Genomic DNA, 13,551 nt, shown 5'->3' with positions numbered 1-13,551 from the left:
ACGGCACGGCGGCCCGTGCCTCGGGTCTGTCTATCGGTGATGGTCATGGCGTCGGGGCCCACCCTCAGGAGGTCCGCAGCGGCTGTGCTGCGGACCGGTCTGCCGACACGGCGGCGGGGCGGGAGGGGAAGGCACGGTACAGCGACCACAACATCAGGACGGCACTGACCAACGAGCCCGCCAGGTACGCGAGCTCCGCCCGGAGACCCACGTTGCCCGGTGCGAGCGCGACAGCCACCAATGCTACGGAACCTGCGGTCCAGCCCACCAGTTGACGACGGTGCTGGGCGCTCGACATCAGCGCCTGGCCGAAGACCGTCGCGAGGACGTAGCAGAGCGTCCCGAACACCAGCCAGGTGAAGTCCAGCGGTCCGAGCACGTCCTTCGCGTTGAACAGCAGCGGGTTGAGCTCGGAACCGAGCACGATCACCGGCAGGCCGCCGCCGATGCACATCGCGGCGACGATGGCGGTGGTGCGGGTCAGCACCTTGCGGAACTCGCCGTGGTCGCCGGCCGCGGCGGCACCGGAGAGCGCGGAGACCATCGAGGCCTGCAGGGCGCTGTAGGCGAACAGCGGCGCCCGGGCCATCACCACGGCCTGGCCGACCGCGAAGACCAGGGCGTCGGAGGCCTCGGAGTGCTTCGGCGAGAGCAGGCGCACGCAGACCACGGTCGCGTTGACCACCAGCTGGCTGAGCATCACCGAGGCGATCAGCAGACCGAGGCCGCTGGTCAGCTGCTTCCAGGAGACCTCCGGCCCGGGGGTGCGGTCGGCCAGGGTGTCGCGCAGGCCGATCAGCGAGGCCAGCAGCGGGGAGACGAAGAGGATCAGGCCGAAGACCATCGCCGAGTGCAGGCCCACCGCCGCCGCCGCACCGGCCAGCCCGATGCGCAGGCCGCCGTCGACCGCCAGCTGGGTGCCGTACGGGCCGAACAGGCCCAGGCCCGCCAGCGCCCCGCGGGCGACCGAGCTCACCGCGAGGCCGGCCAGGCCGCCGGCCAGCGCGACCACCAGGCTCCGGTCGCCGCTGAACAACTGGTCGGCGACCGGACGGGCGGCGACCGCCAGCAGCGCGCAGACCCCGACCAGGATGGCCATGGCGAGCAGCAGCATCCGCCGTACCGCGGGCAGCGCGCCGTGTCCGGCGACCTTGCGGGCGGCCACCAGCCGGGTCAGCTCCAGCTCGACCGGCTGGAAGAGCCCCCACCCCACGGACATCACGATGGTCCAGAGCATCGTCACCCTGGCCGCGCCGACGGTGCTCAGGCTGTAGCCCACGAGCGCCATGTAGACGTACGCCGAGGCTCCGAGCACGACCGTGCCACCGACCACGAGCCGCGCCCCCGGGGGGAGTACCCCAAGCAGCTTGGCGATCGGGTTCTTCATCACATGACCACCGAATTCACCGGCCGGCCGTGCCACACGCCTCCGCACGAGGCCGGCCAAGCCGTGCGATTGCTGTGAATAGTAGCGGGTGGCCGTGAATGCTCAGTGCGCACGGGCGTTCCCTCGGACGTCATCTCAGACGGTTCCGGGGAAGGTGCGGCCCCACGGCTGGGTCCACAGGATCCCCTGATCGCTCAGCACGTTGACCGTGAGGCCGCCCTTGGCCAGGTCCCGCTTGATCCGCTCACCCACGGAACGGTCGGCGGTCAGGATGGTCGGCGTCGGGTGCGGCGCGGGGAGCTTCTCGATGGCGCCCTTCAGCCTGCCGAAGGAGCGCTGGTAGTCCTCCTCCTTCACCTGCGGACCGCCGATGTCCACCCAGTGGATGTCGTACAGCGCCTTCATGTCGCCGCCGCGCCGGTTCATCAGCGAGGCGAGCCAGGTGGCCTTGAGGTTCTTGACGGAGTCGTTGGAGACCAGCGCGATCACCGGTCCGTCGCCGCGCAGGACCTTCAGGCCGTCCATGCCCTCGGGGCCCATGTCGGTCTCGAACCCGCCGCGGCCCCAGGCCACCAGCGGGTTGTTGGACCACGCGGACGGGGCGTCCTTGGTGGCCAGGAAGCCCCACTGCACGTTGGCGAAGAGGCTCAGTGCGGCGGCGACGGTCAGCCCGGAGAGCGCCAGCTCGCCCAGGCGCCGGGCCAGTGCGTTGCCGGTGCGCCGGTGCGGCGTCTGCAGCATCGCCCCGACCGCGCCGATCGAGATCAGGGCGACCACCACGCCGACGGCCGTCATCTTGTGGAAGTAGTACGAGTACTTGCCGATGGTGTTCAGCTGGTAGACCGCGAAGGCGCTGAGCAGGCCGCCCGTGCCGAGCAGCACCACCAGGTGCTGCCGACCGGTGGCGGTGCGGCGGTTGCGCGGCATGGCCGCCGCCAGCAGCCCGAGCAGCCCGCCGCCGATGAGGATCGAGCGGTCCGCGCCGACGCTCGGGCCGCTCATGTTCGACGCGCCGGCCACGTCCAGGTTGCCCATGACCGAGAGGACGCTCGGCAGCGCGGCCACGCCCAGCGCGCACGCCAGCGCGCCGAGGATCCACCACCAGCGCCCGGCGAACCTGCGCCGGTGCACCACCAGCGCTCCCAGCAGGGCCACCCCGACGAACGCGCCGTAGATGTTGTACGTGTAGGTCACGGTGATCAGCCCGGCCGCGGCGGCCAGCACGAACTCGGTGCGGCCCATCGCCGGACGGATCAGCACCGCGAGCGCGAGCGCGATCAGCAGCAGGCCGATGAAGGTCGAGTCGAAGCCGTGGGCCAGCAGGTCCAGGTAGTTGCTCGCGAACATGATCGCGCCGACGGTCGCGCAGACCGCCGCCGCCCGCCAGCCGCGCAGCCGCGGTCCGCCGATCCAGCGGGCCGCCCACACCAGCGCGGTGCAGAACAACGCGTACGCCACCAGCAGGTACAGGAAGTACCGGTTCATGGTGTGGATCATGTCGCCGGGGTCGGCGGCGGAGTGGACCAGGGAATCGGTCCAGGCCAGCAGGAAGTGCGAGCCCTGCGGGTAGGTCACCTCGGACGGCGGTATCAGGTAGGACCTGGCGGCTTCCTGGTGGAGGAAGTCGTAGCCCCCGACCCCCTGGATGCCGGAGAAGAAGGAGAAGTGCGACAGCCGGTCCTCCGCCGTGGCGAAGTAGGCGACCCGCTCGGCCGCCGAGGCGCCGTCGACCGGGTGGAACAGGTAGTGCCACATCCCGGCGAAGGTGCCCAGCACCAGCAGGTCGGACCAGCGGAAGCGCAGCGGCAACCGGGGGGCGCGCCCGGCGGCCCATGCGGCCGCGGTCAGCACGCTGAACATCACACCGGTGGTGGCCGTCGGCGACAGGCCCCAGGGCCAGAGCGAGAAGACCAGGCCGAAGGTCAGCACCGAGCCGGCCAGTATCAGCCCGGCGACGAAGAGCCGGTCGAGCAGCACGCCGCCGACCCTGATCACGGCGGCGACCGCGAGCAGCAGCAGCGGCAGCAGCACGACGCCCAGGTGCAGCGCGACCAGGCCGGCCGGCACCAGCCAGGACAGGGCGAGCCCGCCTGCCAGGACGAACGGGCTGCGCCGCGGCCGTCTACCGCCGGTGGGCGGGGGCGAGGGCGGGGGTTCCGATGGCACGGTCCCGCGCCGGATCGCGCTGTCGGGTGAGCTGTGCGTGGTCGACACGGTGCCGTGCCCCTCCGGTCAAGTCCCTGCCGCCCGTCTCCCCCCTTGCGGGTCCGGACTTCCGCCACCGTCTGCGGGCAGGCTGCCAGCGGTCAGCATACCGAGAGTGTCATTGGTCCAGACCGAGCAGGGCCTCGGGATCGCCCGCGAACCACCGCGCCGGGGCAAGGCCGGCGGCGCCGGACGGCCGACGGGTCCGACCGGATCCCTGGTCAGGACCCGGACGGTCCGGACTCCCCTCCGCGGAAGACCCAGACCTTCAACAGCACGAACCGGGCCACCGTGGCCAGCCCGTTGGCGACGATCAGCCCGCCGACCTCCACCGGCCTGGAGGCGTGCGGCACCACCCGGTCCAGCAGGGCGAGCACGCCCGAGCTGAGGCCGAGCCCGATCAGGAAGGCCACCGCGCCCTGCAGCTGGTGGCGGACCATGCCCCGCGAGCCGACCACCCCGAAGGTGTACCGGCGGTTGGCCGCGGTGTTGGCGACCGCGCTGACGGCCAGGGCGATCAGGTTCGCGGTCTGCGGGTCGGTGAACCACCGCGCGACGACGAACAGCCCCAGGTAGAAGACGGTGCTCAGGACGCCGATGACCAGGAAGGACGGCAGCTGGCGGCGGCGCCCGGGGGTGGGGGTGGCGGGTTCGCCGGTCAGGGTCACCGGCCCCGGCCCCGCTCGTCATCCTCGGCCGAGTCGTAGCCGACGAAGTAGGTCGGGCGGGCCTGCACCGCGGAGTAGATCCGGCCGACGTACTCCCCCAGCAGTCCGACGCAGATCAGCTGCACGCCGCCGAGGAACAGCATCCCGATGAACAGCGAGGACCAGCCGGGCACGGTCGACCCGAGCGCGTAGGAGACGGTGGCGTGGATCCCGAGCGCGATGCAGACCACGAAGCTGACCAGGCCGAGGTAGGTGGCCAGCCGCAGCGGGGCGGCGGAGAAGTTGGTGATGCTGTCCAGCGCGAGCCGCACCATCTTGGACAGCGGGTAGTGGGTGCCGCCGGCCACCCGCTCCTCGCGGACGTACACCACCTCGCCACTGGGGAAGCCGAGCCAGGGCACCAGCAGCCGGTAGACCGGCTGGTGCTCGGGCAGCTGCTTGAGGGCGTCCACGGCGTTGCGGCTGAGCAGCCGGAAGTCGCCGGCCTGGTTGGGCATCCGCTTGCCGACCAGCTTGCGCATCAGCCAGTAGTACGCGCCGGCCGTCCGGCGCTTGAAGGCGGTGTCGGTGCCGCGGTCCCCCCGCACGCCGTAGACCACGTCGAGGCTCTGCTCGCGGGCCAGGGAGAGCATCTCGGGGATCTTCTCCGGCGGGTCCTGCAGGTCGGCGTCGATGCTGACCACGTAGTCGCCGAGCGCCCGGTGGATGCCCGCGGTGAGCGCGGCCTGGTGGCCGGAGTTGCGGGCGAAGCGGACGATGCGGAACTCCGGCCAGTCCTGCCGGATCTTCTGCATCAGCACGGGTGTGGCGTCCCGGCTGCCGTCGTCCACCCCGACGACCTCGTAGTCGACGCCCAGCCCGTCCAGGATCGGACGCAGCCGCTCGACGGTCAGCGGGAGTGCCTCCTGCTCGTTGTAGATCGGCATCACGACCGACAACAGCGGTGCGGTAGACATGCGTTGGGTCCCACTTTCCGCGACGGCGGGGGCTGGATGGTGAGCCGACCATAACAGTCGGCCATGAGCTGTCCGTGAGAGCGAGTGCGCCCAGGTGAACGCCCGGTTGGACGCCGAAGGGCCCCACGCACCGCGAGGTGCGTGGGGCCCTTCGGACGAGCCTGACGAGGCAGGCAGGTCAGAGCGTCAGATTACTTGACGATCTTGGTGACCTGGCCGGCGCCGACGGTGCGGCCACCCTCACGGATGGCGAACTTCAGGCCCTCCTCCATGGCGACGGGCTGGATCAGCGCGACGGTCATGGCGGTGTTGTCGCCCGGCATGACCATCTCGGTGCCCTCGGGGAGGGTCACGACGCCGGTCACGTCCGTGGTACGGAAGTAGAACTGCGGGCGGTAGTTGTTGAAGAACGGGGTGTGGCGGCCACCCTCGTCCTTCGACAGGATGTAGGCCTGGGCCTCGAAGTCGGTGTGCGGGGTAACCGAACCCGGCTTGATGATGACCTGGCCGCGCTCGACGTCCTCGCGCTTGATGCCACGGAGCAGCAGACCGACGTTCTCACCGGCCTGGCCCTCGTCGAGCAGCTTGCGGAACATCTCGATGCCGGTGACCGTGGTGGTGGTCTTCTCGGTCTTGATGCCGATGATGTCGACGGTCTCGTTGACCTTGAGGATGCCGCGCTCGATGCGACCGGTGACGACGGTGCCACGACCGGTGATCGTGAAGACGTCCTCGATCGGCATCAGGAACGGCTGGTCCACGGCGCGGGCCGGGGTGGGGATGTTCTCGTCGACCGCGTGCATGAGGCCGAGGAGCTTCTCGCCCCACTCCTTGTCGCCCTCAAGGGCCTTCAGGGCGGAGACGCGGACGACCGGCAGGTCGTCGCCCGGGAACTCGTACTCGGAGAGCAGCTCGCGGACCTCAAGCTCGACGAGCTCCAGGATCTCCTCGTCGTCCACCATGTCGGCCTTGTTCAGGGCGACGACGATGTACGGAACGCCGACCTGGCGGGCCAGGAGGACGTGCTCCTTGGTCTGCGGCATCGGGCCGTCGGTGGCGGCGACCACCAGGATGGCGCCGTCCATCTGGGCAGCACCGGTGATCATGTTCTTGATGTAGTCAGCGTGACCCGGGCAGTCGACGTGGGCGTAGTGACGCGCCTCGGTCTGGTACTCGACGTGCGCGATCGAGATGGTGATACCGCGCTGACGCTCCTCCGGGGCCTTGTCGATCTGGTCGAACGGCGTGAAGGGGTTGATCTCCGGGTACGCGTCGTGCAGCACCTTGGTGATGGCCGCGGTCAGCGTGGTCTTGCCGTGGTCGATGTGACCGATGGTGCCGATGTTGACGTGGGGCTTCGTCCGCTCGAACTTCGCCTTGGCCACTGAGTCCTCCTGAGGACAGTTCCTGTACGCCGTGCTGACGTCAGTTGGTCTTTGATACGGGCCCGGCCCGGATGCCCGAGGCACCTCGCGCCGTCCCGAGGGTGGGGGGCCGGAGGCCCCGGGAGGATCCGGACGGATCCTCCCGGGTCGCCTCCTAATAGCCTAAGGGGTGTGAATCATCCCGAATATCGGGACGTCACTCGCCCTTCGACTTGGCGATGATCTCCTCAGCCACGGCCTTGGGGACCTCGGCGTACGAGTCGAACTGCATCGAGTAGCTCGCGCGACCAGAGGTCTTGCTGCGCAGGTCACCGACGTAGCCGAACATCTCGGAGAGGGGCACCAGCGCCGTGACGACGCGGGCACCGTGACGCTCGTCCATGGACCGGATCTGGCCACGGCGAGAGTTGATGTCGCCGATCACATCGCCCATGTAGTCCTCGGGCGTGGTGACCTCGACGGCCATCATCGGCTCAAGAAGGACCGGCTTGGCCTTCCTGGCGCCTTCCTTGAAGGCCATCGAACCGGCGATCTTGAACGCGAGCTCGGAGGAGTCGACGTCGTGCGACTGGCCGTCGAGCAGCTTCACGCGAACGCCCTGGAGCGGGTAGCCGGCGAGGACACCGAACTCCATGGCCTCCTGGCAACCGGCGTCGACCGACGGGATGTACTCGCGCGGGACGCGGCCACCGGTGACCAGGTTGACGAACTCGTAGCCCTCGGCCTGCTCAAGCGGCTCGATCGCGATCTGCACCTTGGCGAACTGACCGGAACCACCGGTCTGCTTCTTGTGGGTGTAGTCGATGCGCTCGACGGCCTGACGGATCGTCTCGCGGTACGCGACCTGCGGCTTGCCGACGTTGGCCTCGACCTTGAACTCACGGCGCATACGGTCGACGAGCACCTCAAGGTGCAGCTCGCCCATACCCGCGATGATGGTCTGGCCGGTCTCCTCGTCCGTGTTGACCTGGAAGGACGGGTCCTCCTCGGCGAGACGCTGGATGGCGACACCCAGCTTCTCCTGGTCACCCTTGGACTTGGGCTCGATGGCGACGCGGATGACCGGGGCCGGGAAGTCCATGGACTCCAGGATGACCGGGTTCTTCTCGTCGGCCAGCGTCTCACCGGTGGTGGTCTGCTTCAGGCCCATGACGGCGACGATGTCGCCGGCGCCCACCGACTCGATCTCCTCACGCTTGTTCGCGTGCATGCGGTAGATCTTGCCGATGCGCTCCTTCTTGCCCTTGACGGCGTTCAGCACCGAGGTGCCGGACTCCAGGCGGCCGGAGTAGATCCGGACGAAGGTGAGCTTGCCCAGGTGAGGGTCGGACATGATCTTGAACGCCAGCGCGGCCAGCGGCTCGTCGTCCGAAGCCTTACGGGAGATGGTGGTCTCCGGGTCGTTCGGCTTGGTGCCCTCGATGGACTCGATGTCCAGCGGCGACGGCAGGTACTTGACGACCGCGTCGAGCAGGGGCTGAACGCCCTTGTTCTTGAAGGCGGTACCGCAGAAGATCGGGGTGAAGTCCGAGTTCAGGGTGCCCTTGCGGATCGCGTCCTGCAGCAGCTCGACCGGGATCTCCTCGCCCTCAAGGGCGAGCTCCATGATCTCGTCGCTGACGTTCGAGACCGTGTCGATCAGCTGCTCGCGGTACTCCGCGGCCTGCTCCTGCAGCTCGGCCGGGATGTCGACGACGTCGTACATCTCGCCCTTGGCGGCCTCGGCGGACCAGACCAGAGCCTTCATGCGGACCAGGTCGACAACGCCCTGGAAGTCCGCCTCGGCACCGATCGGCAGCTGCATCACCAGCGGGGTGGCGCCGAGGCGCTCCACGATGGTGTCGACGCAGAAGAAGAAGTTCGCGCCCGTGCGGTCCAGCTTGTTGATGAAGCAGATGCGCGGGACGCCGTAGCGGTCAGCCTGCCGCCACACGGTCTCGGACTGGGGCTCGACACCGGCGACACCGTCGAACACCGTGACGGCACCGTCGAGGACGCGCAGCGAGCGCTCCACCTCGACGGTGAAGTCGACGTGACCCGGGGTGTCGATGATGTTGATGGTGTTGTCGACGCCGTCGACCGTCCAGTGGCAGGTCGTCGCGGCCGACGTGATCGTGATGCCGCGCTCCTGCTCCTGCTCCATCCAGTCCATGGTGGCAGCGCCATCGTGGACCTCACCGATCTTGTACGAGACACCGGTGTAGAACAGGATCCGCTCGGTGGTGGTGGTCTTGCCCGCGTCGATGTGCGCCATGATCCCGATGTTGCGGACCCTGGCGAGGTCAAGGGAGGTTGCAGCCATGGTGGCTCGTTCTCTCTCTGTCTAGTGACGGGGTACGGACTACCAGCGGTAGTGCGCGAAGGCCTTGTTGGACTCGGCCATCTTGTGGGTGTCCTCGCGACGCTTCACGGAAGCGCCCAGGCCGTTGCTGGCGTCGAGGATCTCGTTCATCAGGCGCTCGGTCATGGTCTTCTCGCGACGGGCGCGGGAGTAACCGACCATCCAGCGCAGCGCCAGGGTGCTGGCGCGGCCCGGACGGACCTCGACCGGAACCTGGTAGGTCGCGCCACCGACACGGCGGGACTTGACCTCAAGGGCCGGCTTGACGTTCTCCAGCGCGCGCTTCAGCGTGACGACCGGGTCCGAGCCGGTCTTCTCGCGGACGCCCTCAAGGGCGCCGTACACGATCCGCTCGGCGGTGGAGCGCTTGCCGTGCAGCAGGATCTTGTTGACGAGCTGGGTGACGACCGGGGAGCCGTAGACCGGGTCGATGATGACCGGGCGCTTCGGGGCGGGGCCCTTACGAGGCATTCTTACTTCTCCTTCTTGGCGCCGTAGCGGCTGCGGGCCTGCTTGCGGTTCTTGACACCCTGGGTGTCGAGCGAACCGCGGATGATCTTGTAGCGGACACCAGGAAGGTCCTTCACACGACCACCGCGAACCAGCACGATGGAGTGCTCCTGCAGGTTGTGGCCCTCGCCCGGGATGTAAGCGGTGACCTCGATCCCGCTGGTGAGGCGCACACGGGCGACCTTGCGGAGAGCCGAGTTCGGCTTCTTCGGGGTGGTCGTGTACACACGCGTGCAGACCCCACGGCGCTGCGGGGAGCCCTTCAGCGCGGGAGTCTTGTTCTTCTCGACCTTGTCCTGCCGGCCCTTTCGGACCAGCTGCTGGATCGTAGGCACCGTTTCTCCGTTTTCTGTGTGCCAAGGCTTGGTGGAACTAACCTGCGGTGTCTCCCTCGCACACGACCCCGTGGTCGACCCACGCGGTCGGGTGTGTTGGGCTATTCCGACACGGAATCCCATGAGCTGATGTACAGCGACGGCGCTCTACGCGCGGTGCGCTGGAGGGCGCTCCGGCTCGGCGCGGCGACCGGTGTGCATGCACGCACAAGGACCCGGGGACACCCCAGGCACAAGGTCAGAGCGTACCTAGCGCATGGGGCTCGGTCAAAACAAATGCAACGCCGCAGGTCGCGGCCTTCGGCCGGGTGTCGCCCCGGTGTCCCGTACGCGACCGGCCGGTGTCGGGCCGCCCTTCACCCGCTCTACCACAGTCGACGGGCGCCCGCCAGCGGAGCGGCGGCGGGGCCGGGGCGGGGTGCGCTACGCCGTGCCGAGCAGGATGATCAAGAACCAGAAGGCGACGCCCAGGTAGCCGAGCACCAGGCCGAGGACGGCCGCCCAGTCGCCGTCCATGTTGCGCTCGCGGATGTGGGACCGGGCGATGTGGCCGGTGATCACCGCGGGCAGCACCGGCAGCACCAGGAAGCCGGTCAGACCGCACACCAGGGAGACCACCGCCAGCACGCTGGTCGGCCGGGCCTGCGGCACCGGCGGCGGCACCAGGAAGGTCGCCGGGACGGGCTGCGCGGACTGCAGCGGCGCCGTCATCGGCCCGGTCGGGAGGTCCGCCACCAGCGCGGCCAGTTCGCCGTAGGTCAGCGCCCGGGCCGCGGCCTCGTGGCGCTGCTCGTACTCCTGAGCGGACAGCCGGCCCTCGGCGAACCCGGCCTTCAGCACGTCCACCGTCCGGTCGCGGTCCGCGTGGCTCGCCCGCATCGCCGCCTGCGGTGACGGCGCGGGCTGCCAGCCGGCGGCCCGCCGGTGGCCGTGCCGATCGGCGGGACCGGGCTCGCCCCACGGTTGTACGGACATCCGCCACCTCCCGGCAGCGCGGCTCCCCGCGCGCTCACTGGTCCTCATAGTGCAGGACGAACAAGGGAACTGAGTAGTTGCGGGATCGAACCGGCGGCCTCCGGAGGCCACCCTCCCGGGCGGCCCGGCCCGGCCGGCGGGCACGCTCAGAGGATGCTCAAAGCGGGCGACAGCCCGTGGCCGCGGTGACAGGCTGAGCCCCGGAGCACCTGTCCGACCACCCGTTCGACCACCCACGACCACAGACAGAAGGCCGCCATGCAGGCGTCAGCACCGTCGCCCTCCGAACCCGAGCCCGCCGGCCACGGCGGACCGGACACCCCGTCCGCCGTCAGCATCCAGGGACTGTGGAAGCACTTCGGCAGCCAGGCCGCCGTGGCCGGGCTCAGCCTGGAACTGCCCGCCGGGGCGTTCATCGGCCTGGTCGGGCCGAACGGCGCGGGCAAGACCACCACGCTGTCCATGGTCACCGGCCTGCTCCGGCCCGATCAGGGCACCGTACTGGTGCACGGCACCGACGTGTGGGCCGACCCGGTCACGGTCAAGGCCCGGATCGGCATCCTCCCCGAGGGACTGCGGATGTTCGAGCGGCTCAGCGGGCGCGAGCTGCTCCAGTACACCGGCCGCCTGCGCGGCCTGCCCGCCGCCGAGGTGGACCGCCGCACCGAGGAACTGCTGGCCGTCCTGGACCTCGCCCGGGACTCCGACAAGCTGGTCGCCGACTACTCCACCGGCATGCGCAAGAAGATCGGCCTGGCCGCCGCGCTGCTGCACAACCCCGACGTGCTGTTCCTGGACGAGCCCTTCGAGGGCGTCGACCCGGTCTCCGCCCAGACCATCCGCGGCGTGCTCAAGAGGTACGCGGCGGCCGGCTCCACCGTCGTCTTCTCCAGCCACGTGATGGAACTGGTCGAGCAGCTCTGCGACTGGGTCGCCGTGGTCAACGCGGGCCGGGTGATCGCCCAGGGGCCGCTGGACGCCGTCCGCGGCGGGCGCAGCCTGCACGAGGCCTTCCTGGAGCTGATCGGCGTCCGGGAGGACGACGGCCAGGCACTCGGCTGGCTCGGCGGCGGACACTCCGGGAGCGCCCGGTGACCGGGGCGGCGGTTCCCGACGGGCGGACGGTGGTGCGCGGCCTGGTCGCGCTCAAACTGCGGCTGCTGCGCAACGGGCTGCGCCGCAGCCCCGGCCGGACCGCCGTGTACGTCGTCGGCGGCGTGCTCGGCCTGCTCCTCGCCGGTGGCGTGGCCCTCGGCACGGCCGTGCTGAACGGGCGCTACGCCGGGTCCGGGGACACCGGGGTGATGCTGCTCGGCGTGCTCACCCTGGGCTGGGCGGCGCTGCCGCTGTTCCTGTTCTCCAGCGACGAGAGCGCCGACCCGACCAGGCTCACCATGCTGCCGCTGCGGCCCGGCCCGCTGCTGCGCGGCTCGCTGCTGGCCGCGCTGATCGGGCCCGGCCCGCTGATCAGCCTGGTCCTGGTGACCGGTGCCGTGCTCTCCGGCGCGGTGGGCGGCGCCTCGGCCGCGGCCGCGGTGGTCGGGGTGCCGCTCGCGCTGCTCTGCCTGGTCACCCTCTCCCGGGCGGTCGCGGCCGGGAACGCCCGGATGCTCTCCAGCCGGCGCGGCAAGGACTTCGCGATCTTCGGCGGGCTGGCCTTCGCCCTGCTCGTCCAGGCCGCCAACATCGGCTCGCAGAGCATCTTCGGCCGCCGGCACGGCGAGGACATCGACCTCAGCCCGCTGAAGCCGATAGCCGGGGTGCTGCGCTGGATCCCGCCGATCAGCGCGGCGGACGCCCCGCGCACCGTCGGCGAGGGCCACTACGCGCTCGGGCTGCTCCAGCTGGCCGCGGCCGGCGCGCTGCTCGTCCTGCTGCTGCGGTGGTGGCGCGCCAGCCTGCAGGAGCTGATGGTCACCGCCGACGCCTCCACCGTGGAGGTGGCACGCGGGGTGCAGAGCTCGGGCGGCTGGCGCTTCCTGCCCGCGGGCCGCACCGGCGCGGTGATGCAGCGCCACCTGAGGTACGCCTGGCGCGAGCCGCGGGCCAAGGCGGCGCTGTTCACCAGCGTCGGGATGACGCTGGTGGTCTGCGTGCTGTCGGTGGTGCAGGGCTGGTCGAGCGTCTACCTGCTGGCGATGACCGGGACCTTCCTCGGGCTGCAGATGCTCAACCTGTTCGGCATGGACGGCTCCGCGTTCTGGATGGTCGCCGCCACCCTGCGCACCCCCGCCGACGCCCGGGACGAACTGCGCGGCCGGGCGTACGCGGTGCTGTCGTACGCCGTCCCGGTCACGGTGGTGCTCGGGCTGGTGCTGGCCGCCGTGACCGGGGACTGGGCCGGGCTGCCGGCCGCGGTCGGCCTGGCGGCGGCGGTGCTCGGCTGCGGCATCGCGCTCGGCTCGGTGTTCAGCGTGCTGGCGCCGTACACCATGCCGGCCGACAGCAACCCGATGCGCAACGCCGCGCCGGGGCAGGGCGGGCTGATCCTGCTCAACCAGTTCGGCTCGATGGTCGGTGTCGCGGTGCTCGCCCTGCCGGTCGGCGGCTACCTGTTCTGGGCGCTCGGCTCGGACGGGCCGACCTGGCCGCTGCTGCCGCTCGGCCCGCTGTACGGCGGCCTGGTCGCCACCCTCGGCATCCGGCTGGCGGCCTCCCGGCTGCTGGACCGGATCCCGGAGATCATGGCCAAGGCCGTCGAGCGGTAGGCCCCGGCTCCCCCGGCCCGCCCGCTCGGTCCCTCCGGCATCATGGGCCGGAGGGGCCGAACCGTCGAGGAGAGCAGGGAC

At 70.3% G+C, this 13,551-nt stretch carries 11 protein-coding genes; 2 read left to right on the top strand and 9 right to left on the bottom strand.

Going from position 1 to position 13,551, the window contains the following annotated elements; translation table 11 throughout:
* Positions 1 to 64 precede the first annotated feature (64 nt).
* From ACIRVF_RS02600 to ACIRVF_RS02560, 9 genes are all read right to left on the bottom strand, one after another.
* Positions 65 to 1,387 carry a hypothetical protein gene (locus tag ACIRVF_RS02600; protein ID WP_402812612.1) on the bottom strand — a complete coding sequence of 441 codons (1,323 nt, stop codon included), beginning with the start codon at positions 1,385 to 1,387 and terminating at the stop codon, positions 65 to 67.
* Positions 1,388 to 1,522: 135 nt separating this feature from the next.
* Positions 1,523 to 3,601: a hypothetical protein gene (locus ACIRVF_RS02595; RefSeq protein WP_402812609.1), complete on the bottom strand. Its 2,079-nt coding sequence runs from the start codon at positions 3,599 to 3,601 to the stop codon at positions 1,523 to 1,525.
* A gap of 212 nt (positions 3,602 to 3,813) precedes the next feature.
* Positions 3,814 to 4,260, bottom strand: coding sequence for a GtrA family protein (locus ACIRVF_RS02590; RefSeq protein WP_402812606.1), 447 nt, complete (start codon positions 4,258 to 4,260; stop codon positions 3,814 to 3,816).
* Positions 4,257 to 5,216, bottom strand: coding sequence for a glycosyltransferase family 2 protein (locus ACIRVF_RS02585; RefSeq protein ID WP_402812603.1), 960 nt, complete (start codon positions 5,214 to 5,216; stop codon positions 4,257 to 4,259). The genes ACIRVF_RS02590 and ACIRVF_RS02585 overlap by 4 nt, the downstream gene beginning before the upstream one ends.
* A 191-nt stretch (positions 5,217 to 5,407) precedes the next feature.
* Positions 5,408 to 6,601 carry an elongation factor Tu gene (tuf, locus tag ACIRVF_RS02580; RefSeq protein WP_030280743.1) on the bottom strand — a complete coding sequence of 398 codons (1,194 nt, stop codon included), beginning with the start codon at positions 6,599 to 6,601 and terminating at the stop codon, positions 5,408 to 5,410.
* A 196-nt stretch (positions 6,602 to 6,797) separates the two neighbouring features.
* Complete coding sequence (fusA, locus tag ACIRVF_RS02575) at positions 6,798 to 8,903, bottom strand: elongation factor G (RefSeq protein WP_402812601.1); 2,106 nt, start codon at positions 8,901 to 8,903, stop codon at positions 6,798 to 6,800.
* A gap of 39 nt (positions 8,904 to 8,942) precedes the next feature.
* Complete coding sequence (gene rpsG / locus ACIRVF_RS02570) at positions 8,943 to 9,413, bottom strand: 30S ribosomal protein S7 (protein WP_030055803.1); 471 nt, start codon at positions 9,411 to 9,413, stop codon at positions 8,943 to 8,945.
* A 2-nt stretch (positions 9,414 to 9,415) separates the two neighbouring features.
* Positions 9,416 to 9,787, bottom strand: coding sequence for a 30S ribosomal protein S12 (gene rpsL / locus ACIRVF_RS02565; RefSeq protein ID WP_014144289.1), 372 nt, complete (start codon positions 9,785 to 9,787; stop codon positions 9,416 to 9,418).
* Positions 9,788 to 10,210: 423 nt separating this feature from the next.
* Complete coding sequence (locus ACIRVF_RS02560) at positions 10,211 to 10,762, bottom strand: DUF1707 and DUF4190 domain-containing protein (RefSeq protein ID WP_402812598.1); 552 nt, start codon at positions 10,760 to 10,762, stop codon at positions 10,211 to 10,213.
* A gap of 258 nt (positions 10,763 to 11,020) precedes the next feature.
* Between ACIRVF_RS02560 and ACIRVF_RS02555 the strand changes: the two genes are divergently transcribed.
* A complete protein-coding gene (locus tag ACIRVF_RS02555; protein ID WP_402812595.1) occupies positions 11,021 to 11,857 on the top strand; it encodes an ABC transporter ATP-binding protein in 837 nt (278 codons plus the stop codon).
* Positions 11,854 to 13,470 (top strand): transporter, encoded by a 1,617-nt coding sequence (locus tag ACIRVF_RS02550; RefSeq protein ID WP_402812593.1) that lies wholly within the window; start codon positions 11,854 to 11,856, stop codon positions 13,468 to 13,470. Before ACIRVF_RS02555 ends, ACIRVF_RS02550 begins: the two co-directional genes overlap by 4 nt.
* Positions 13,471 to 13,551: the final 81 nt, after the last annotated feature.

Origin of the sequence: Kitasatospora sp. NPDC101157, assembly GCF_044768255.1 — a bacterium.
GTDB lineage: Bacteria > Actinomycetota > Actinomycetes > Streptomycetales > Streptomycetaceae > Kitasatospora.
Note: the sequence above shows the minus strand (reverse complement) of the source record. Positions and strands in the feature narration are given on the sequence as shown.